General features: G+C 42.0%; 18 protein-coding genes and 1 CRISPR repeat array. Of the genes, 6 read left to right on the top strand and 12 right to left on the bottom strand.

Annotated elements, in window-relative coordinates; genetic code table 11:
- Positions 1-214: 214 nt before the first annotated feature.
- From RM347_RS07640 to RM347_RS07625, 4 genes are all read right to left on the bottom strand, one after another.
- The gene (locus tag RM347_RS07640) at positions 215-685 is read right to left on the bottom strand and encodes a PAM68 family protein (protein WP_322719198.1); all 471 of its coding nucleotides are present in this window, start codon (positions 683-685) and stop codon (positions 215-217) included.
- Between the two features lie 12 nt (positions 686-697).
- Positions 698-967, bottom strand: coding sequence for a 30S ribosomal protein S15 (gene rpsO / locus RM347_RS07635; RefSeq protein WP_041565894.1), 270 nt, complete (start codon positions 965-967; stop codon positions 698-700).
- 148 nt (positions 968-1,115) lie between these two features.
- Positions 1,116-2,021: a CRISPR direct-repeat array (repeat unit 37 nt; unit sequence GTTTCAATCCCTAATAGGGATTTTAGTTGATTGCGAT).
- Between the two features lie 254 nt (positions 2,022-2,275).
- Positions 2,276-3,043 carry a circadian clock KaiB family protein gene (locus tag RM347_RS07630; protein WP_322719197.1) on the bottom strand — a complete coding sequence of 256 codons (768 nt, stop codon included), beginning with the start codon at positions 3,041-3,043 and terminating at the stop codon, positions 2,276-2,278.
- Positions 3,044-3,256: 213 nt separating this feature from the next.
- Positions 3,257-4,519 carry a type IV pilus twitching motility protein PilT gene (locus RM347_RS07625; RefSeq protein ID WP_322719196.1) on the bottom strand — a complete coding sequence of 421 codons (1,263 nt, stop codon included), beginning with the start codon at positions 4,517-4,519 and terminating at the stop codon, positions 3,257-3,259.
- 729 nt (positions 4,520-5,248) lie between these two features.
- Between RM347_RS07625 and RM347_RS07620 the strand changes: the two genes are divergently transcribed.
- On the top strand, positions 5,249-5,620 hold the full coding sequence (locus RM347_RS07620) for a hypothetical protein (RefSeq protein WP_322719195.1): 372 nt from the start codon (positions 5,249-5,251) through the stop codon (positions 5,618-5,620).
- Positions 5,621-5,895: 275 nt separating this feature from the next.
- Positions 5,896-7,020 carry a non-hydrolyzing UDP-N-acetylglucosamine 2-epimerase gene (gene wecB, locus RM347_RS07615; protein WP_322719194.1) on the top strand — a complete coding sequence of 375 codons (1,125 nt, stop codon included), beginning with the start codon at positions 5,896-5,898 and terminating at the stop codon, positions 7,018-7,020.
- 414 nt (positions 7,021-7,434) lie between these two features.
- On the opposite strand, the gene RM347_RS07610 is transcribed toward wecB, so the two are convergent.
- The 5 genes from RM347_RS07610 to RM347_RS07590 all read right to left on the bottom strand — a co-directional run bounded on the left by RM347_RS07610 (position 7,435) and on the right by RM347_RS07590 (position 11,494).
- The gene (locus RM347_RS07610) at positions 7,435-8,106 is read right to left on the bottom strand and encodes a peptidoglycan-binding protein (RefSeq protein WP_322719193.1); all 672 of its coding nucleotides are present in this window, start codon (positions 8,104-8,106) and stop codon (positions 7,435-7,437) included.
- A 315-nt stretch (positions 8,107-8,421) separates the two neighbouring features.
- A complete protein-coding gene (locus tag RM347_RS07605; protein ID WP_322719192.1) occupies positions 8,422-8,832 on the bottom strand; it encodes a response regulator in 411 nt (136 codons plus the stop codon).
- A gap of 195 nt (positions 8,833-9,027) precedes the next feature.
- Positions 9,028-9,738, bottom strand: a complete 711-nt coding sequence (locus tag RM347_RS07600; protein WP_322719191.1) for a Crp/Fnr family transcriptional regulator — start codon at positions 9,736-9,738, stop codon at positions 9,028-9,030.
- An 80-nt stretch (positions 9,739-9,818) separates the two neighbouring features.
- Entirely contained in the window at positions 9,819-10,565 is a 747-nt protein-coding gene (locus RM347_RS07595) for a Crp/Fnr family transcriptional regulator (RefSeq protein ID WP_322719190.1), read from the bottom strand.
- Between the two features lie 191 nt (positions 10,566-10,756).
- Entirely contained in the window at positions 10,757-11,494 is a 738-nt protein-coding gene (locus RM347_RS07590; RefSeq protein ID WP_322719189.1) for a Crp/Fnr family transcriptional regulator, read from the bottom strand.
- Between the two features lie 1,051 nt (positions 11,495-12,545).
- On the opposite strand from RM347_RS07590, the gene RM347_RS07585 reads away from it, so the two are divergent.
- From RM347_RS07585 to RM347_RS07575, 3 genes are all read left to right on the top strand, one after another.
- Positions 12,546-13,583, top strand: coding sequence for an NADP(H)-dependent aldo-keto reductase (locus RM347_RS07585; protein ID WP_322719188.1), 1,038 nt, complete (start codon positions 12,546-12,548; stop codon positions 13,581-13,583).
- A gap of 152 nt (positions 13,584-13,735) precedes the next feature.
- Complete coding sequence (locus RM347_RS07580) at positions 13,736-14,863, top strand: aryl-sulfate sulfotransferase (RefSeq protein WP_322719187.1); 1,128 nt, start codon at positions 13,736-13,738, stop codon at positions 14,861-14,863.
- Positions 14,864-15,150: 287 nt separating this feature from the next.
- Positions 15,151-15,822 carry a glutathione S-transferase family protein gene (locus RM347_RS07575; protein ID WP_322719186.1) on the top strand — a complete coding sequence of 224 codons (672 nt, stop codon included), beginning with the start codon at positions 15,151-15,153 and terminating at the stop codon, positions 15,820-15,822.
- A 71-nt stretch (positions 15,823-15,893) separates the two neighbouring features.
- Here the strand turns inward: RM347_RS07575 and RM347_RS07570 are convergent, their stop codons facing one another.
- The 3 genes from RM347_RS07570 to RM347_RS07560 all read right to left on the bottom strand — a co-directional run bounded on the left by RM347_RS07570 (position 15,894) and on the right by RM347_RS07560 (position 19,084).
- A complete protein-coding gene (locus tag RM347_RS07570) occupies positions 15,894-16,907 on the bottom strand; it encodes a zinc-dependent alcohol dehydrogenase family protein (protein WP_322719185.1) in 1,014 nt (337 codons plus the stop codon).
- Between the two features lie 196 nt (positions 16,908-17,103).
- The gene (locus RM347_RS07565) at positions 17,104-18,126 is read right to left on the bottom strand and encodes a tetratricopeptide repeat protein (protein ID WP_322719184.1); all 1,023 of its coding nucleotides are present in this window, start codon (positions 18,124-18,126) and stop codon (positions 17,104-17,106) included.
- Between the two features lie 406 nt (positions 18,127-18,532).
- The gene (locus tag RM347_RS07560) at positions 18,533-19,084 is read right to left on the bottom strand and encodes a GNAT family N-acetyltransferase (protein WP_322719183.1); all 552 of its coding nucleotides are present in this window, start codon (positions 19,082-19,084) and stop codon (positions 18,533-18,535) included.
- 75 nt (positions 19,085-19,159) lie between these two features.
- Between RM347_RS07560 and RM347_RS07555 the strand changes: the two genes are divergently transcribed.
- Positions 19,160-21,040 (top strand): ABC transporter ATP-binding protein, encoded by a 1,881-nt coding sequence (locus tag RM347_RS07555; protein WP_322719182.1) that lies wholly within the window; start codon positions 19,160-19,162, stop codon positions 21,038-21,040.
- Positions 21,041-21,094 lie beyond the last annotated feature (54 nt).

Below are 21,094 nucleotides of genomic sequence, written 5' to 3'. Positions count from 1 at the left end.
TATAGCGCTCAGTCAGTAGTTTTACTACTAAATAACTGGATATAGGGTATAAAAAAGATTATATATTTTTAATTAGCGATGTTGAAGTTATAAAATTTCAACTTCAACATTCATGGGTTCGGCACTTCCTTTAAGTCGGGAAACCCGCCCAACGGAGTGCCTCACTTCTTCATTTACCCAATACCGGAGTTATGTAATACCTGAGCGCCGTTCATTATGAGTTTTTTTGCCGAGTTTCGCGCCAAACCGCCACCATTCGTCCCCAATTGGTGTTAAATTCACCCAACCCCAGCAAACTTCCGACTTTTTCTTCATCCCAAGAGGCAGAGAGAACGCCATAAGTTATCCCTAAGACCCCCAAACCAAATAATCCCATGTTCACCAATAACACGGCGATGGGAGGTAGTTGGATGTCAGAATAGCTAGCAAGCAGATAGCTGACAACAAGGGTGCTAATGCCCAAAACTGTTGGTACACCACAAAATCCAGCTACCCGTCGGATCATCCGCTGGCTGACTACCTGGGGAATTGCCATCTCTTGTTTTGTGTAAGGCACTTTTCTATCAGCCTTTTTGGCAGATTCTTGTGGCTGTGCTGCTGGTTTACTTTGAGTTTTTGCGGGTTTTTGGCGCTTTTTGTTTGGTTCAAAGGGCAAGCGACTGCGTTCAGATTCTTCAGCAGACATAAGCGGTAGTCCCTATCCACGAATACCGAGACGAGCAATCAAAGCTTGATACTTTTCCCGGCTTTCCTGCGATATATAAGCTAGAAGACGCTTGCGCTGACCAATTAGCTTCAACAGTCCCCGCCGGGAAGAATGGTCTTTTTTATTTGCCTGGAGATGTTCGCTGAGGCGGTTAATGCGCTCAGTTAACATGGCAACTTGAACATCGGCCGAACCAGTGTCGGTTTCGTGAACTTGGTAATTGGAGATTATTTCTTGTTTCCGCAGTTGCGTCAGAGCCATGATCGATTCAGTTTCTAGTTTTTCTAAATGTATGTAGCAGTCTCCCATAATATCACAGCCCTTAAGCTGGATGTGGAATGACCTTTACAGCTATTGCCTGTATCCTTGGATACCTAGTAATTAAGAAGCCAACCTTTTACCATAGTTCGTTTCAATCCCTAATAGGAATTTAAGTTCATTGCACTTGGTATTACCACCAACACTCGCGTTATCGCGGTTAAGTTTCAATCCCTAATAAGGATTTTAGTTGATTGCGATAATCCAATATTCGTAATTTGGCAATTTTGGAGCAACATTTGTTTCAATCCCTAATAGGGATTTTAGTTGATTGCGATCTAATAAAGTTTTGGGTTTTTGTTGGCTTGTTTAAGTTTCAATCCCTAATATGGATTTTAGTTGATTGCGATAGCAAACAACTAAATCACTACTTTTATGCTTCTCGTTTCAATCCCTAATAGGGATTTTAGTTGATTGCGATGTGGCGATCACCCAGTTGGGCGGATGCATTCGAATGTTTCAATCCCTAATAGGGATTTTAGTTGATTGCGATTGAGAGGGCAGCACAGGTAGAGAAAAATCTCCCATGTTTCAATCCCTAATAGGGATTTTAGTTGATTGCGATTCTTGGAATCCTACCCACTTTGGCGATGCACCCCGTTTCAATCCCTAATAGGGATTTTAGTTGATTGCGATGTGGTCGTTTGCGATTGCCACTGAAAGCTTTTTAGATGTTTCAATCCCTAATAGGGATTTTAGTTGATTGCGATTCTACTTATTTGATTAAAGTTGAATCTTTGGGTAGTTTCAATCCCTAATAGGGATTTTAGTTGATTGCGATGTTAATTTTAGAGGCTCCTTTTGTGCCTTGTATAGGTTTCAATCCCTAATAGGGATTTTAGTTGATTGCGATTCACCTTTAGCTCTTACATCAGAAACATCAATTTTGTTTCAATCCCTAATAGGGATTTTAGTTGATTGCGATAGCTCTTAATGGGAGTTCAAATCCAGAGGCATCTAGTTTCAATCCCTAATAGGGATTTTAGTTGATTGCGATCGCTGGCATCTGAAAGCCAGGTGTTATTTGGTTTTCAAGGTTCAATAGCGGCAACCCAAGAATCATAACATAAGGAGTGGCAATTGTACTAGCTGTAAATAGCTGAAAGTCAGTCTACATAAGGTGCGCCAATGGTTTCAAGATGCTAAAGCCCTCAAATCCTTGCATATACGGCAATCTAGCCATTTTTTTAGTCACCTCTTCTCCAACACCTACCCACTCGCGCACTTGGCAAAAAAACTAGTCTGAATTATTTAAAATTTTTCCTTAGCAGCTAACATCTGTAAAATCTTTTCTACATGATCCAACTCGCCAACGATTCGCCGAATTGGGTGAGGCCAAACTTTGACAAGGGTAGGAGTTGCAGAAACCTGATTGAGTTCTGCTTGTTCTGGATGGCTTAAAACATCAATCACTTTCAGAGTATAAGGATGTCCGAGCGATCGCTCTAACAATTCGTGTAAATTTTGCAGAATGCGTTCGGTGGTACTGCTATGTCCTGCAACAAACAAGCGGAGAACATAGCCTTGTGCGATCGCTTCTTTTTTTTGGACTATAACTGGTTGGTGGTATTTTGGCACAGGTTCAGAAAGGTCTAGACGAACAATTAAGTCATGATCTTCCCAAAGTTGCCCAAATGAGGAACGATAACTAGTTAACACCATGCGATCGCACAACCCCTCTTGCCAAGGAGCTGCTTGCCATACTAATTCCCCAGTGCCAAAAATCGCATTAAGCAAAGCTTGATGTCTAATTACAGCCGGATAAGCTTCAGCAAAAGTTCGCACTTGTTGAGTACGCGGATCTAACCAGTTATCAATAGTTGCAGTATAACAAGGCACTAAAAAGTGTGGCGGCTCTGGCAAATCGAGGATTTCTTGCAAAGCCGAGCACAAATGCAAATGCCATCGACCTTGCTTGCTAGGGTCGATGCAATAAATTAAATCTCCTCCAGGTGTAAATAGCGCAATGCCTTTAAACAACTGGGGTGTAGATAGTTTGTTTGTCGTCAAGTTATTCACAGAGGTTAGGAAGCTAAAAGTAAAAAATTCTCTCTTTTACCTTTTACCTTAGCTATAACCACAACCAGGATCAGAAAGATATTTGGGATTGGGGGATGAGGGAGCAGGGGAGGCAGGGGAGCAGGGGGCAGGGGGAGAATAAAAATTACCTCTTTCCCCTCTGCTCCCTGCTCCCTGCCCCTTGTCCTCTTCCCAATGCCCCATGCCCAAATCTTAAACTCGACCTCGGAGAAACTGTGCCATTTCGTTAGGAGTTGGTGACATTTCCAAAGCAGTTTCTTCAGTGATGCGACCGTCTTGATAGAGATTTAGCAATGACTGATTCATCGTAATCATGCCGTCAAAGCCAGCTTGTTTCATCAACTCGCCAATTTCATCATACTTACCGTCTTTGATCCATTCTTTAATAGCCTCAGTATTGATCAGCACATCATGGAAAGCAGCCCGCTTACCGTCAGTTGTGCGACACAAACCTTGGGCAATCACTGCCACTAAAGACTCGGAAATTGCCACCCGCATTGCATCCTGTTCGTCACCAGAGTAGAGATTGAGAATCCGCTCGATGGTTTTGACAGCGCTATTGGTGTGCAAGGTTCCCATGACTAAGTGACCAGTCTGAGCAGCTTTTAAAGCGGTGTTGACTGTTTCTTTATCCCGCATTTCTCCAACCAGAATCAAATCTGGGTCTTCCCGCAAAGCTGCTTTCAAAGCGTTGTCAAATTTTCGGGTGTGCATTCCCACTTCCCGCTGTTTGACTAAAGACTTGCGGCTTTGATGGACAAATTCTATCGGGTCTTCAATGGTGATGATATGCTTGGCCATCTCCTTGTTGATATAGTCAACCATCGCTGCCATTGTGGTGGACTTACCAGAACCAGTGGGCCCAGTCACCAAAATTAAACCTTTGTGGTGATGACAAATATCCCTAAAAACTGGGGGTAATCTCAACTGTTCCATAGTTAAGATTTTCAACGGAATCAACCGCAACACCATTGCAGACCCTTTGAGGGAGCCAAAAACATTAATCCGCACGCGAGCAAAGTCGTATTGGGTTGCTCCGTCAAATTCTAAGTGTTCTTCAAAGCGCTGAATTTCTCCCTCACTCATTACCTCCCGCAACCAATTCATAAAAACTTCTTTATCGGTTTCTGGGTAATCCGTTGATTGAATTTCTCCTCGGCTGCGGAAGCGGGGTACTTCACCTACACCCAAGTGCAAGTCAGAATATCCCTGATCGTAAGCTTCTCTAATTAACTTCGCTAAAGTGAGTTCTGGACTGCTGTTTTGAGGGCGAACTGAAGTAGGTATTGGCGGTGGACTACCCGGACGATGACCTGCAACAGGTGGGTTGGTTGACATATCCAATGTTTGTGTCATCTGCCGCTGCGTACTAAAGGTTGGTGGTGGCGGCGGCATTGGTGGCAGGTTGCGTTCGGTAACAGAGTTAGAAGTTAATGGAGACTGTGATTCTGTCATATATCTTTACATTTGGCAGTTAAAAAGTTGAATTAACGAGAAGTCAAGTCATTTGCTTCGATGACTTTTGGGGAATGCTTGTCTGTAAGCCCTAGCAGTGATGGGAGGCGATTGAAACTCTAGAACCACGGTCAATCCATTTCATCTACCTCAATTGGTATCTTTTTTTCCTGAAATTACACTACTCAGAAAATGTAGATAGATTATTTAACCTACCTAAACTGGTTTAACACACGCACCGAGTCAAAACACCTCAGAAATTATACATAGATTACAAAGTAATTATTAATTCAGCAAATATAAAATAAATATTTTATATCCTTAGATGAGAAATTTGTTCTAGACATGGATAAGAATTGCCAGCAATTAACAGTACAAATATTAGCAGCTCATTTCTTCAGCCCATTCTATGAATTATGAGAAGTACTGCTAGTTTTTATAAGAAATGTTAAGTTGAATAGGAGTAATGTCCTGGGGATCAAGGTTAAAAGCTCATACCTTTTAGGTTATATGCCTGAAGGTAGATGCAGAAAAGAAGTTTTTTTAATAGATAGAAAGTTGACTTTATATTCATAATTACAAAAAATAAACTGTAAACTTTAGTAAATAAATGCTCATTTTCCCGATTAGTTTTTATATACTGAATTTCACTGAAACAATTCAGTTTACTCGCAAAAAGCGAGATATGACTGAAATTAAAATATGTTGTGTATTTTAGGAGGAAAAGTCATGGTTTCTGCTCAAAGCTCTAATCTAGGAAAGACCTACTCCTTGTTGATGATTAAAAGCTTTTTAATATGGACTTTTACATTAGCAGTATGCTTGTTGGTTGTGGGTTTTCCACTAGTTGTGTTGATGGCTACGGTCGGATGTCTGTTGTCGATTATCCTGCAATCTGTGATGCCTGTTAGTGCGGTTCTGCTTGTAGCAGGTGCTTTAATAATGTTTAATATCATGGCAGTTGTATTGGCTGCGGGTGTGCTAACTGTTAAAGGAGTTCATCCCAATGAAATTAAATGGTTAAGCTGGCTGCATGGAGAGGCAGACCAAATGCAAACTAGTGTTTACGCTGCTTGCCCTTTAACTTGTGAGATTAAGTAGTCTTTACAGGTAAATTCGACAAACAGTGCGTCTGCCCGGTTAAGCCGGGTTTTTTCATGCTCTTTATGATTGGAACTTGTGAGATCAAGATGTCGTTATTACAGTTGAATTTGACAAACAGTGCATTTGCCCGGTTAAGCCGGGTTTTTTTTATATTTTGTGTGATTTATGCATTTATATTTATGGTTTATGTGATGATTGACCGCCAAGTATTGACTATTTGACCATAGACCATTGACTATAACCATTGGCAAATTACATATGGCTAATGACTAATGACTAATCAAAAACGCGTTTGCATTATCTTAGGTACTCGTCCAGAAGCGATTAAACTAGCTCCAGTGATTCAGGTTTTCCAGAAGTATTCGGGTTTTGAGTTGCAAGTAATTCTAACTGGACAGCATCGGGAGATGGTTGAGCAAGTTATGCAGCTGTTCAATATCAAAGCAGATTATGACTTGGAAATTATGCAAGTTAAGCAATCTCTAAATGATATTACCTGCCGTAGTTTACAAGGGTTAGAAGCGTTATTCCAAGAGAAAAAGCCAGATTTAGTGCTGGTGCAGGGAGACACTACCACGGCTTTTGCCGCAGCTTTGGCAGCTTTTTATCAAAAAATTCCCATCGGTCATGTAGAAGCAGGGTTAAGAACTGATGATATCTTCAATCCTTACCCTGAAGAAGCTAATCGGCGGTTGATTTCTCAAATTACTCAGTTGCACTTTGCGCCAACTCCTTGGGCTGTGGAAAACTTGCATCGTTCTGGTGTTTTGGGTGAAATTCACATGACGGGTAACACGGTAATTGATGCATTGTTAAATGTAGCTGCAACCCAAGTAGTTTGTAATGTCCCAGGCTTAAACTGGGAATCGTATCGCGTTCTGTTAGCAACAGTTCATCGTCGGGAGAATTGGGGAGAACCTCTGTTAGCGATCGCTCAGGGTTTTTTAAAAATTTTAGATAAGTTTCCTGATACAGCTTTGCTCTTACCATTGCACCGCAATCCGACAGTGCGAGTCCCATTACAAGAGCTTTTAGGGAATCATCCCCGAATTTTCTTGACAGATCCTCTAGATTATGGGGAATTGGTGGGAGCAATTGGGCGATCGCATCTGTTGCTCACTGACTCTGGTGGTTTGCAAGAAGAAGCCCCCAGTTTGGGAAAACCAGTACTAGTTTTGAGAGATACTACCGAAAGACCAGAAGCTGTTGCAGCCGGTACAGCCAAACTTGTAGGCACTACAACTGAGAACATTTTTACTGCTGCTGCTGAGTTACTGAGCGATCCAGATGCCTATGAAGCAATGGCAAATGCAATTAATCCCTTTGGAGATGGTCATGCAGCAGAGCGCATTTTGCAGATTGTGCAAAATTACTTGGGTGTTTCATCAGAAATATAGGAATCGTAAATTGTTTTTGAAAAAATCTCAGTAGTCTTGTAAGGTGTGTTAGCAAAGCATAACGCACCACAAAATTAGAATAGTGCCATACTTTCTGCACTAACACAACCTACGTGTATTTCAAAAAACAAATACTAGTCCTATATCAGCTTAGGAATTTAGATTCAACAAAATGCAACATTTCTGTTTTTCAGGATGCATAAAACTGACTTTTATCCCAGTTTTTCTTTTTTTTAGCCTTTCTCATAATCTTGTAAGGTGGGCATCTTGCCCGCCTTAAGACGGACGAGATGTTCCGAAGATTTAATCTAAGACTTCCTTAGCTTAGATTTCTCTCCATACCACAACAAAACAGGTATAACCTGGAAAAGAGATTTTTCAAGGGTGGCTTGTTGATGAAATTCCCCATAACTTCTAAATACCCAGAGCTGCTCTAGTTTCGGGCCCCACCGTACCATCTACAAGTAGGCCTTTACTTGCCTGAAAGCTTCGGACTTGGTTAACAGTTTCTTGACCGTAAATTCCATCAACTCTGAGATTACCTAAAGCTGTCTGAACGTCTCTTACAAGCTGACCTCTAGAACCACGGGTAAGAATGACTGAACCGCCAACGCCACCAGGTCTACTAGTCACAGGAGGGTTGTTAGGTCTATCAGCAACCCATCGGGCATAAACATATCTACCCGTAGAAAGTCTAGCAAAACCGTTTTCATACCTTTCAATCGCTGGAAGTGTTGCGCCATTTGGTACACAATCCACATACGAGTAGTTAGTGCTTGGGCCTGAACGGATACGTAAACAACTGCCGTTAGTTTTTACATACGCAGCCGAACTCATTTGAATTTGGGCAGCAGCAATAAGTAATACACCAACACCAGCGAAAGCTAACCAAGCTGAAGATTTAAGAAGTTTTTGCCAATTGAATTTATATTTGTTATTTCCAAATGCCCCTTTTTTAGTAATAAATATGTCAGAAAATTTAAGAGGTTTTTTTCCATTTAATTGGGATTTAGGCGGATTATATTTAGTGTTTCCAGATGCCTCTTCTTGAGCAATAAACATGTGAGAATAAGCAAGATATTCCATAATGCACCCCTTTATATGAAAAAATGAGTATTCACAGAGAATTACTTTAGCCTTCTCTGTATTTATTCTTAGTATATTTTATATCCCTGCTCTTTAAAAGGTTTTTGCTGGTAGCGGAATTAAGAAAGAATAAAATTAGTCAAAAGATTCCTAAAAAAAATGCGATGTCTACGAAGGATTACGCCAACGCGCTGATTTAGTATAAAAATCACCAGGCGTTGGTATAATCCTCGGTAGACATCGCATTTTCAAAATAAATTAAATTTAGTTAAAGCTTTATTGCTTAGTGGCTCTTACTTTAAGCATCCAAATGTGTCAAGCGTATTCTTTGAGCATAACTAGACTAGCAACTGTAGAAGATAAATCATCTAAGTCTATCGGCTTGCATCGGTATATATCATAACCTGCTAATAATGCGCGATTCCGGTCTTCGTCGAAAGCAGATGCTGTTAGAGCAATAGCTGGAATCCTTCTCCCTCGCATTGCTTCCAGCTTTCTGAGCTTTATCAGCAGTGAACAGCCGTTATCATCTGGTAAATAAATGTCACTAATCAGGATGTCTGGTTTAAAAAATGAGATTATTTCTAAAGCATCACCTGCCGAAGCAGCTGTAATAATTTCTGCTCCGTCTAATTCAAATAGGAAGGTAAGTAAGGTTCTCGTATCAGCGTCGTCATCCACAACGAGCAATCGCAGACCTTTAAAAGACATCGACTGATTAGACATTATTCTCACCGCCGTGTAGCTAGAACACTTTGAATTGCAAATGCATCAAATGGGATGTATTTGTAAATGCCATTTGATGCCTACTTTACTAAATCTTAATGGAACTAACTAGCAAGCGTCTGTCCGGTTTCAGACATAGTAGGTTAAAATTATCCACTAGCGATGTCTACGACGGGCTACGCCTACGCGCCTTAGCTAATTCCCCAGCAACCGAGCAAATTCTTTTTGGATGACTCGATAACACTCGCAGGAAGTTGCTTCCAAATCCTCTCGGTTGAGGATGTTAATTTGACCACGCTGATAACGAATCATCCCCGCTCGGCTGAGGCTGCTAGCAGCTACTGTCACACCGGAGCGCCGTACACCCAGCATCTGGGAAATAAATTCTTGCGTCAACGGAAATTCTTCTGATTCCAAACGGTCAGATACTGTCAGAAGCCAACGAGCCAGCCGTTCTTCTAGTGTATGAAGACGGTTGCAGGCACATGATTGTGTAAGTTCGGTATATATACCTCGTAGATAGCGCAGCAGCAGCTTTTGAATAGCTCCACCCCGATTGAACTCGGTTCTCAAAACATCTGCATCCATTTGCATTCCAGCGCCCGCAATTTGGACAAACGCTTTTGTGGTTGTTGTCTTGCCTCCTAAAATTACTGGGATACCCACCATGCCTTCATTACTCACTATCCCAACTTCCACCGTCGATCCATCTTTCATACTAGTGACTATAGAAACCACTGCGTGTTGGGGAAAATAGACGTGTGTGATGGGTTCTCCTGGTTCGTAAAGGACTTGCCGAGTCGGAAGCGGAACTAACTTCAGGTTCGGAATAAGGCGCTCATAATCACTAGTTGGCAAAGCCGCGAGTAACTTATTTACTTGCGGCTTAAGAGGGTTGTCGCTCACTGAACATTAAATGAGAAATTTGCTTATGATATTTTAATTTAAGTTACTTTTGCGAGTCTGTTCGGTTTCGTACACCTAACTCAAAAAAATTTTCTGGCTCGGTTACTGGGCATGAAGCCCAGTAACCGAGCAAATTCCTTTTGGATGACTTGATGACACTCACAAGAAGTTGCTTCCAAATCCTCTCGGTTCAGGATGCTAATATGACCACGTTGGTAGCTGATCATTCCGGCTCGGCTGAGGGTGCTAGCCGCTACTGTCACGCCGGAACGACGTACACCTAGCATCTGGGAGATAAATTCTTGCGTGAGTGGAAAATCTTCTGATTCCAAACGGTCAGAAACTGTCAGTAGCCAGCGAGCCAGCCGTTCTTCCAATGTATGGAGACGGTTGCAGGCTGCTCCTTGCGCCAGTTCAGAGTATACAGCTTGTACGTAGCGCAGCAGCACGCTTTGAATAGCTCCGCCCCGATTGAACTCGGCTTTAAGTACATCTGCATTGATTTGCATAGCAGCGCCCGAAATTTGCACAAAGCCTGTTGTGGTTGTGGTGTTGTCTCCTAAAATTACCGGGATACCCACCATACCTTCATTGCTTACTATCCCAACTTCCGCCGTTGAGCCATCTTCCATAGTGGTGACTATAGAAACCACTGCCTTATCAGGAAAATAGACCTGTGCGATGGGTTCGGCTGCTTCGTAAAGAATTTGATGAAGTGGGAGCGGAACTAGCTTTAAATGGGGGACAAGACGTTCATAATCACTGGCTGGCAAACTTGCCAGCAGCTTATTTGGTGGTTGCTGAAAAAGGCTTTTATCTAATGACATTAAAAGTCACTCTCCTTAAAGGTAGGTGACTTTAGAAAAGCCAACTCAGGGCACAAGGAAAGGATTAAGGTTCTGATCCTAATGTCAAAAGGTGTATTCGCTAAAGAAACACGGGGGCAATCTAAATAAATCTTAAATGAATAAACTTCATAAAGTCTGTACGGTTTCGTACGTAGCAGCTTCAAAAAAAATTATTTTGACCGTTTATTGGGCAATTTGCCCAATAAACGGACATATTCATCTTCTATAATCTGATAACATTCGCAAGAGGTTTTTTCTAAAGCCTCTCGATTCAAGATGTTAATCTGACCACGGTGGTAGGTGATGATTCCGGCTTCGCTCAGGATGTTAGCTGCTTCGGTGACACCAGCGCGACGTACACCCAGCATCTGTGAGATAAATTCTTGCGTGAGTGGAAATTCCTCTGATTCCAGACGGTCAGAAACTGTTAGCAGCCACCGAGCCAGCCGCCTTTCTAGCTTATGAAGACGGTTGCAGGCAGATCCTTGTGCTATTTGAGTGTACATACCTTGCACGTAGCGCAGCAACACGCTCTGAAGGGCTGTACCCCGATTGAACTCGTTTCTAAGTATATCCGCATCCATCTGCATAGCACTGTCTGGAATCTGCACTAATGCTGTTGTGGTTGTGATGTTGTCTCCTAAAATTACTGAGATACCCACCATACCTTCATTGCTCACTAAACCAGCTTCTACAGTCGAGCCATCTTTCATAGTGGTGATTATAGAAACCACTGCCTTATTAGGAAAATAGACCTGTGCGATCGCTTCGCCTGGTTCGTAAAGCACTTTCCGAAGTGGGAGCGGAACCAGCTTCAGGTGGGGAACAAGACGCTCATAATCATTGGCTGGTAGAGATGCAAGCAGCTTATTCGCTGGTTTCTCAAGAGTATTTTTGTTTAATGACATTGGGATTCTCCTGAATGTAGCCGTCTTTAGAAAAGGCAACTTGCGGCATAGGGAGAAAATCAAGAGTCTCATCCTAAATGTCAAAAGGTGTATTCCCTAAAAAAGTTATAATAGGAAATTGAGCTTTTTATACTTATATTTATAATATAACATAACTAAAATAGTTATTTATAGGAACAAAAAAATCCAAATATAAACCAAAAAACTTGGTACAAGTGTCTCAAGTATGTATATCAAGGCTGACAATAAAATAATACAATCAATAGTAAACTATTAAGTATAAGCCACAGGAAACAACTATATTGGCGTTGTTAAATCCTGACTTTAGCAAGGTTCATTAGGAAGTAGGAAAAAATCAGTAGTGTTGGTTAAAAGGTAAGCAATCCCAACAATTATAATTGTTAAATTCCACTGGAATTGCATTTGCGATCGCATAGTTAAGTCAAATTGTGTTCATTAATCATATAGACACGAGCATCTTTGTCAGCGATCGCAGCAAAAAATTCTTGGTTACACAAGCAAGCTCTTACAACCCTAAGTCTTTGTCGTTGCGATCGGATATTGTGACCTTTCCCGATAAACTCGGTATATTTTGATTGTTCACGAAAATAATATACTTTTTCAGAAGCATCTTAATATGAACATTTATTAAGACTTAATTCCAGAATAATCTTAAGATTTTTGGTATACTACGGTAAGTTAACTGATTTATCGTAGTATATACTAAAGCTAAAATAGTCCATTCCACAAAAACCCAATAAAAGCAAGTACTTTGTACTACAACTTTAGATTTTTATGACTCCACAAGCTAGCTTACTTATCGGGTTGCTTTATACAATAATAAGCAACTGCATGCATTAACTACGATTTATCTATCGACTTTTAATAGTACCGGCAGAATATTATTTTGCTGAAAAATTTATATTGGCTTGGTGCCAAACTAAGTGGTGTTTGAAGCTAAGTTAATTAAAAATAATAGCAGACTTGACAAAATGTAAAATTCCCAATAAAAATATCACTGTTAAATTAAACAGAATAACAACGCGAAAACATGAAGTATAACCAGCTTGGTAAGAGTGACTTAAAAGTTTCTGAAATTTGTCTGGGCACTATGACTTATGGACAGCAAAATACTATTGAAGAAGCCCATGCTCAGTTAGATTATTCTATTGCCCAAGGAGTCAACTTTATTGATGCAGCGGAGATGTACCCAGTTCCAACAAGCGGCGAAACTTATGGATTAACTGAAACTTACATTGGCGACTGGTTAAAGCGTCAACAAAGAGATCAACTTATTATAGCAACAAAAATTGCTGGACCTGGTCGAGGCTTTAAATGGGTACGTGGTGGAGCCAAAGCAATTGACCGTGATAATATCAAACAAGCTGTAGATGATAGTCTAAAAAGATTACAAACAGATTATATTGATCTGTACCAAATCCACTGGCCTGATCGTTACGTGCCACGGTTTGGACAAACGGTATTCGATCCGACTCAAGTGGGAGAAACGGTTCCCATTGCCGAACAGTTAGCAGTTTTTGACGACGTAATTAAGGCAGGGAAAATTCGCTATATCGGTTTGAGTAATGAAACACCTTGGGGAGTCGCCCAGTTTAGTAACGCTGCTAAACAGTTAGGATTACCCAAAGTTGTTTCGATTCAAAATGCTTATAACTTGCTGAATCGAGTATTTGACGGAGCCTTAGCAGAAGTTGTTTATCACGAAGAAATTGGATTACTAGCTTATAGTCCTTTGGCATTTGGCTTCTTGACTGGCAAATACCTAAATGGCAAACCAGAGAAAGCAAGAGTCAGTTTGTTTGAAAATTTTGGTCAGCGCTATCTCAAGCCAAAAGTAAGTCAAGCAGTAGCAGCTTATGTAGAAATTGCCAAGCGCCATCAACTGAGTCCAGCGCATCTAGCTTTAGCATTTGTGCGGAGTCGTTGGTTTGTGCCTAGCACAATTATTGGTGCGACGACACTTGAACAACTCAAAGAGAATTTGGAAAGTGTGAATGTAGTTCTTAACAAAGACATTTTGGAAGAGTTGGATATAGTTCATGCTCAGTCTCCAAACCCAGCACCTTAAACAATTAAAAATTAAAGACAGTTCGCCTCGTTACCAGGCTCCAGCCTGGTAATGCCTCCCTAGAACCTCTGGCTCTCATTATCAGAGTAGAAGTGTGCGATACGCTCTGTCCCAGCTCTTAGATTCAAAACTAAATATTTAGTAGGAAAAATATGACTTTTACAGCAACATCGGTTGACCAGAATACTATTCGTCGTCGGGGTACTGGTTTAAGAGCTTACAATCCCGAAAAAGCATTCAAAGGATATACACTTTTCACACCCCTGACAGGTCAAGGTGAAGTCTACCTCCTGAACCTAGAAGGAGAAGTAGTACACCAGTGGAATTTGCCATATCCACCAGGGTTATATGGTTATCTCTTGCCCAATGGCAACCTTTTTTATAATGGTAAGACTCCACCAGAAGAACCACTACGTTTTGCTTTGTGGGCTGCATTCAAAAGTGGCGTTGTTTTAGAAGCAGATCCTAAAGGAAATATTATCTGGGAGTATAAGCATCCAGACCACCATCACGATGGACGCAGACTAGCCAATGGCAACACAATTCTACTAGCCATTGAAAAGATACCTCAGTCTTTGGTTCCTCGGATCAAAGGTGGCGTACCAGGTACAGAACCAGATGGTGATATCTATGCTGATGTGCTTTATGAAGTGACTCCAGCAGGTGAAATTGTTTGGACTTGGCACGCCCACGAACACCTTGATCCAGATATATTTACGATTACTCCCCAGGATCATCGGCACGAATGGACTCATGGGAATACCGTAGGGGAACTCGCCGATAGCAACATCATAGTAAGCTTTCGTAATATCTCCACAGTTGTCATTATCGATCGCAAAACCGGAGAAATCATCTGGACGTTGGGCGATGACGTGCTAGCACAGCAGCACTTCCCGAACGAACTAGCTAACGGTAATATCCTGATTTTCGACAATGGCGCACATCGCCGTAACATTGCTCTCAATTTTTCCCGTGTGATTGAGGTAAACCGTCAAACGAAAGAGATAGTTTGGGAATACACCGACAACCCGCCCCAAAATTTCTTTAGTTCCTACATATCAGGAGCGCAACGTCTGGCCAATGGCAATACCTTGATTACAGAAGGTGCTTACGGCCGGATATTCGAGGTGACAGTTGCAGGAGAGATTGTTTGGGAATACATCAATCCCCACTTTGCATCTCGGAATATTCCAGGTGAGAAGTCGCCCGTAACTCGTGGCGAGCAAAATACAGTCTTCCGCGCCTTTCGCTATGCACCTGAAGAAGTGCCCTGGCTTTAGGAGAAGGGAGGGGAGCAGGGGAGACAGGGGGCAGGGGGCAGGGGGGAGAATACAAAAAAAATTACCTCTTTACCCTCTGCTCCCTGCTAAGTCCCCCTCTGCCTCTTCCTAATTCCCCAACTTTACCTAGTAGTCAAATTTAAAAGTTTGGTTAGTGTCGAGAATTTTTTACGCTACACCCACTTCAAAAAGGTTTTGTGACACTAACAATTTAAGATTTGGGATTTTGGATTCAAATTCAATTCCCAATGCAGATTAACAAGTCCTATTTACCAAGGAACTTAAACATGGCTGAAATCAAAGTATACAGTGCAGTTGTTTGTCCTTATGCTCACCGTACCCGCTTGGTACTCCAAGAGAAGGGCATCGACTTCGATTTGATTGAAATTGATTTGCAGAATAAGCCTGAAGGGTTTACCAAAGTTTCTCCCTATGGGAAAGTGCCTGCACTAACTCACGGCAATGAGCGAGTTTGGGAGTCAGCAGTAATTAATGAGTATCTAGATGAGGTATTCCCCAATCCACCACTGTTACCCAGCAGTCCCACTGCTAGGGCACAAGCTCGTATCTGGATCGATTTTGCTAACACCAGGTTCGTTCCTGCTTTTTCTACCCTTCTGCGGAGTTCAGATCCCCAAAAACAAGAAGAAGTTAAACAGGAACTATACAAACACCTAGAATTTATTGAAAACGAAGGTTTAGCAAAGTTATCTGGGGAAGGTCCTTACTGGTTTGGTGAATCCATCAGTCTGGTGGATTTTACTTATTTTCCCTGGTTTGAGCGCTGGGCTGCACTGAAGCAGTATCGCGGTTTTGGAATACCAGAGGAATTTACTCGTCTACGCCAGTGGAAACATGCTTTGAAAGAGCGTGAGTCTGTAAAAGCGATCGCTCATTCTAAGGAATTCTATATCGAGCGATATGCTAAATTCGCTGCACCTACTCTCGCTGCTGTTTAAACGTAATTCATAACTATGTTTCAAGTGGGGTTTAAATTCCCACTTGAAACATAGAATTAAATTTTTTAAAATTACGAATTACTAATTACGACTTTACCAAAGTGAGCCGCACTTTTGAGGTAATGATAAGCTTCTCGTGCTTCAGTGAAGGGGAAAACTCGATCAATAATCGGTTTAATTTGATGCTGTTGCATCGCCTGATTCATCGCCTCAAACATTTCCCGACTGCCAACATAAATTCCCTGAACTGTTAAACTCTTAAAAAGTATTGGCATGGGGTCAATTTCATTTCCTCTGCCTGATAATACACCAATCAAACTAATACGTCCTCCAATGCGGACTGCTTGTAGTGATTTTGGCAGAGTACCTGCACCGCCTACCTCAACTACATGATCTACACCCGTGCGATTGGTTAATTGGTAAACTTGCTTTTCCCAATCTGGCGTTGTTTTGTAGTTGATTGTTTTGTCAGCACCAAGCTGTTTCGCTCGTGCCAACTTTTCATCACTGCTGGAAGTAATAATCGCTCTTGCACCATGTATCTTGGCGAACTGGAGAGCGAAAATTGAAACTCCTCCAGTACCGAGTAATAAAACACTATCACCTGCGCCAATATTGCCTTTTGTAATCAGTCCATGCCAAGCTGTGACTGCTGCACAGGGTAAAGTTGCGCCTTCAATGTAGGATAGGTGGTCAGGTAATATTACTAAACCATCTTGGTGTAATACGACATACTCAGCCAGCATTCCATCAATACCACCTCCTAAATCGGATTTCATTTTCTCTTTGGTTAAAGAGCCATAAATCCAATCTTGGAAGAAAATACCAGCAACGCGATCGCCTATTTTCACCCGTGTCACACCTTCCCCCACCGCCACGACTTCTCCCGCACCGTCAGATAGGGGAATTAAGGGATATTTCTGTCCAGCCCCGTAAGCTCCTTCAATGACAAGCAAATCGCGGTAATTTAAGGATGTTGCTTTGATTTGAATCAGAACTTTTCCATCTGCGGGTTTTGGTTCAGGGCGATCGACTAATGCGAGGGCATCAATTCCGGCGTTGCTTTGAATTTCGTAAGCTTTCATAGAATTTCTTTTAAACGCCACGGTACAAGACTAGGCTATCGTCAATTATCCAGTACGAAAACCACGAGTGCGGGGACGCAAAGAGTAAATCTTAAGTATGCATTAACAATACAGGTAATTAAACCATAGGGTAGGGGCACACAGCTAGCTGTGCGCCCCTACATTGGCGGGTAAAGGCTCGTGGCGGTTTTTAACGCTACAGAGAATCTATAAACTGCTGTACTTTTTCCATGAGTGGCTGATGTTCGATTTGCTTTGCTAACTCTTGGGCATTTTGGTAGCACGATCGCGCCATTTTTTTGCGTTTGGTTATGGCGTAAAGACTTCCCATATTCAGCAAAGTTGAAATTTCCCCCAGAGAATCGCCTAGATGTTGATAAATTGCAATGGCTTGCTTGTAAAACTTCATTGCTTGCCGATGGTGTGCCAAGGTGCTGTAGGTAAAACCAATGTTGTGAAGGGTTGTTGCCTCCCCAGAGCGATCGCTAATTGCCTGACGTGTCAAAAGAACTTGATAGTAGAGCAACAGTGCTTGTTTAGGTTTTCCTAAATCATGATAAACAGAAGCAATATTGTTCAAGGTGGTTGCTTCTCCAAGCACATTCTTGACAGCTCGTTGAATTGGAAGTGCTGCTTGAAAAAATTCTAGCGCTTCCTCAAACTTGCCTAAGACGTTGTAGGCAAACCCAATGCCATTTAGCGTTGTTGCTTCACCAGAAAAGTCACCTAGCAATCGCCGCATCCTCAAAATTTGGTGTTGTAGCAACAGTGCCCGTTTCGGTTCTCCTAAGCGGGTATAAATTAGGGCTACATCATTAAGAGTAGAAACTTCACTTTGAGTATCTTGCGATCGCCTAAAGATTGGCAGTGCTTTGTCAAAATATTCCAACGCTTGCGAAAAGCGTCCAAGACGGCTGTAGGTAGAACCCAGATTGCTAAGTGCAGTTGCTTGTGCTGGCACGTTGCCAATTTCAACAGCAACCGAAAGCGCCTGATGAAAGCGCTCTAATGCACTTTGAGGTTGCCAGCAACTGAGGTGAGCTAAACCAAGGTCGTTTAATGTATAACCTTCTCTGGCTCGATCTGGAATTGCTCTAGCCAAGTGTAAATTCTTGATTGCCAGATCGAGAGACTCTTGGAATTTTCCCCGTTGGTAATAGCGGTTTGCTTCGTCACGACGTTGTTCCCACTCTTTGACTTGATTTAAAGGTTGCGTCATCTGACCTCAGTTGCATTCTGCGATAAGTAGGCAGGACATCTCTTGGGAATGAACCCTTCTTAGGATAGGTTTCCCAAAAATTTAGTTAATCTATATCTTCTACCTTTAGATATAAGACGTAAAGAGAGAAGTATGGTATTGTTTCATACTTACAGTGATATTTATGAAGCAATTGATACAAATTCCCTAGTAGAAGCGCACAGGTATACGCTCCTACCAAAGACCTAAACCATGTATTCTCTACGGCTCCATTGAGTTTGCAGCAGTGGTTTTGATGTTTAGCAGTTGGTTCGTCTATGATTCTGTAGGCTGCGGTTGCGAATCGTTTTGATCCACCAAATTAAATTAGGCAAGCCAAACTCAGCATCAATCAGTGGCAAAATTTCTAAGTTGAGGACTGATAGTTTTAAGATTGCAAAATGTAAAGAAAATCATCCGATCGCCATTCTGAACGAGCCAGAGCATAATACACTATATCCAAGTTGTAAAATTGAGCATTTTTTTCGTATTTCAACCCGCATTTTTCCATTACATGACGTGAAGCAGTATGTTCTGGTGCAGTAATAGCGACAATGCGATCTAGCTTCACTTCCTCAAAGCCATACCTCAAACTTGCCTTTGCGGCTTCGCTGGCAATTCCTTGATTCCAATAAGCTTCGTCTAACCGATAAAGAACTTCGACTTCCGGGCTATTCGGTAAAAAATTCAGCCCACAATGACCAATTAATTTGGCGCTGGCTTTTTCCACTACAGCCCATAGACCAAAACGGTGTTGTTGCCAGTGTCTAATAAAAAATTGTAATGTTTGCTGCGTTACTTCTTTGACTTGATTTTTAGGTATAGGCCCTCTGGGTGAATACCTCATAACTGCTGGGTTGCTCAAAATGGGAGCAAGTTCATCTAAATCTTGAGGAATATAGGGTTTTAGTAGCAGTCTTGCGGTTTCTATCTCAGGCATGGTATCAGAGTAGCAGGCCAAACGCTACTTTAAACAAGCGTATTTTTTTACAAACATTAATATAATGCTCTTACTATGAGCATCTATCAATCTCTGAAAAAATCTTATACGCAAGACCGTCGGCGTGAAAATGACTGGCGGTTGTTTTTGCGTCTAGTGCCCTATGCCCGTCGTAGCGGACGGCTATTGGCGCTGTCGATGTGCCTACTTGTACCGATCGCACTAGCTAGTGCCGTACAACCGTTCTTGATCGGTCAAGTGATTTCCCTGATTCGCAATGAACCAAGCGCTTACGAATTTTTCAGGAATCGTCCCTTTTCGCAAGGGCTAAATATCCTAGAGGGATTATTGGTAATTGCGATCGCAATCCGATTGATTTTGACAGGTTTCCAGGGTTATGTAGTACAGAAGCTAGGGCAACAAATCACCGCAGCAATTCGCCAAGACTTATTCCAGCATGTGACATCTCTAGCAGTACGCTTTTTTGACCGCACGCCCGTAGGAAAATTAATCACCAGAATCACCAGTGATGTGGAAGTGTTAGGCGATGTCTTTTCAACTGGGGCGATTGGCATTGTGTCCAATTTGTTTTCCATGCTGGTGACTTTGGTTTTAATGTTTTCTATCCAATGGCAACTCGCTTGCTTACTGCTATTAATGCTGGTACCAGTTAGCTGGGTAATTGTCTACTTGCAGAAACAGTACCGCAAAGCCAATTACAAAGGTCGGGAAGAACTTTCCATACTGAACTCACAGCTACAAGAAAATGTCCTTGGCATTAACGTAGTGCAGTTGTTCCGCAGAGAAAGATTTAATGCCGAATTGTTTCGCGCCACGAACAGCCGCTACACTCAGCAAATGGATAAAACCATCTTTTACGATGCAGCTGTTTCAGCAACCTTAGAATGGATTGGTCTGATTGCGATCGCAGGTGTTTTGCTAATGGGTGGTTGGTTGCTATTGGGAAAAAACTTGACTTTTGGGATATTATCTACATTTATTTTGTATGCCCAGCAATTATTCGACCCTTTACGGGACTTTGCCGAAAAATTTACAGTAATTCAAGCTGGTTTTACTGCCATTGAACGCGTCGGGGATATATTAGATGAACCGATAGAAATCCGCGATCGCGCCAATGTGCGCTTCTCAATATTTGATGCTAAATTCGGCTACATAGACGAGATAGTTGCAAATCTAGAATCCCCAGACCTCACTTCCCCGCCAGAACTGGGAGAAATTCGTTTCGATCACGTCTGGTTTGCTTACAAAAATGATGATTACGTAATTAAAGACTTAGATTTCACCATTCATCCTGGTGAAAAAGTGGCATTAGTCGGCCCCACAGGTGCGGGAAAAACTTCAATTATCCGGCTTTTGTGCCGCCTCTACGAACCCACCCAAGGACGCATTCTCATCGATGGCGTCGATATTCGGGAAGTACCACAAGTAGAACTGCGGCGCTACATGGCAGTAATTTTACAAGAAGGCTTTTTGTTTGCTGGCGATGTTAAAAGCAACATTTCTTTAGGAGATGGCTATACCGTTGAACAGATTCAACAAGCAGCCGAGGAAACCAATATTGCCCAGTTTATAGAAGAACTACCCCAAGGTTATGATACTCAACTTCGAGAACGGGGCACAAATATTTCTAGTGGTCAAAAGCAACTTTTAGCCTTTGCGCGGGCTGCCATTCGCAATCCCCAAATTTTGGTATTAGATGAGGCTACCGCGAGTTTGGATGTTGGCACAGAAGCTTTGGTTCAAGAGGCATTAAACCAGCTTTTGCTCAGACGTACCGCCATTATTATCGCTCACCGCCTGTCTACGATTCGCAATGTAGACCGGATTTTTGTTCTCAAGCGCGGCGAATTAATCGAACAGGGAAGTCACGATCAACTATTGCAACAAGGAGGGCTTTATGCCACTTTGCATAACTTGCAGATGTTGGGAAGTTAGGGGAGGCTAAGTAATTGAACTACACTACTCCCCAGTCCCCACTTCCCACTCCCC

It is taken from the genome of Nostoc sp. ChiQUE02 (assembly GCF_034531305.2).
GTDB lineage: Bacteria > Cyanobacteriota > Cyanobacteriia > Cyanobacteriales > Nostocaceae > Nostoc.
This window is presented reverse-complemented; position numbering and strand designations above follow the sequence as displayed.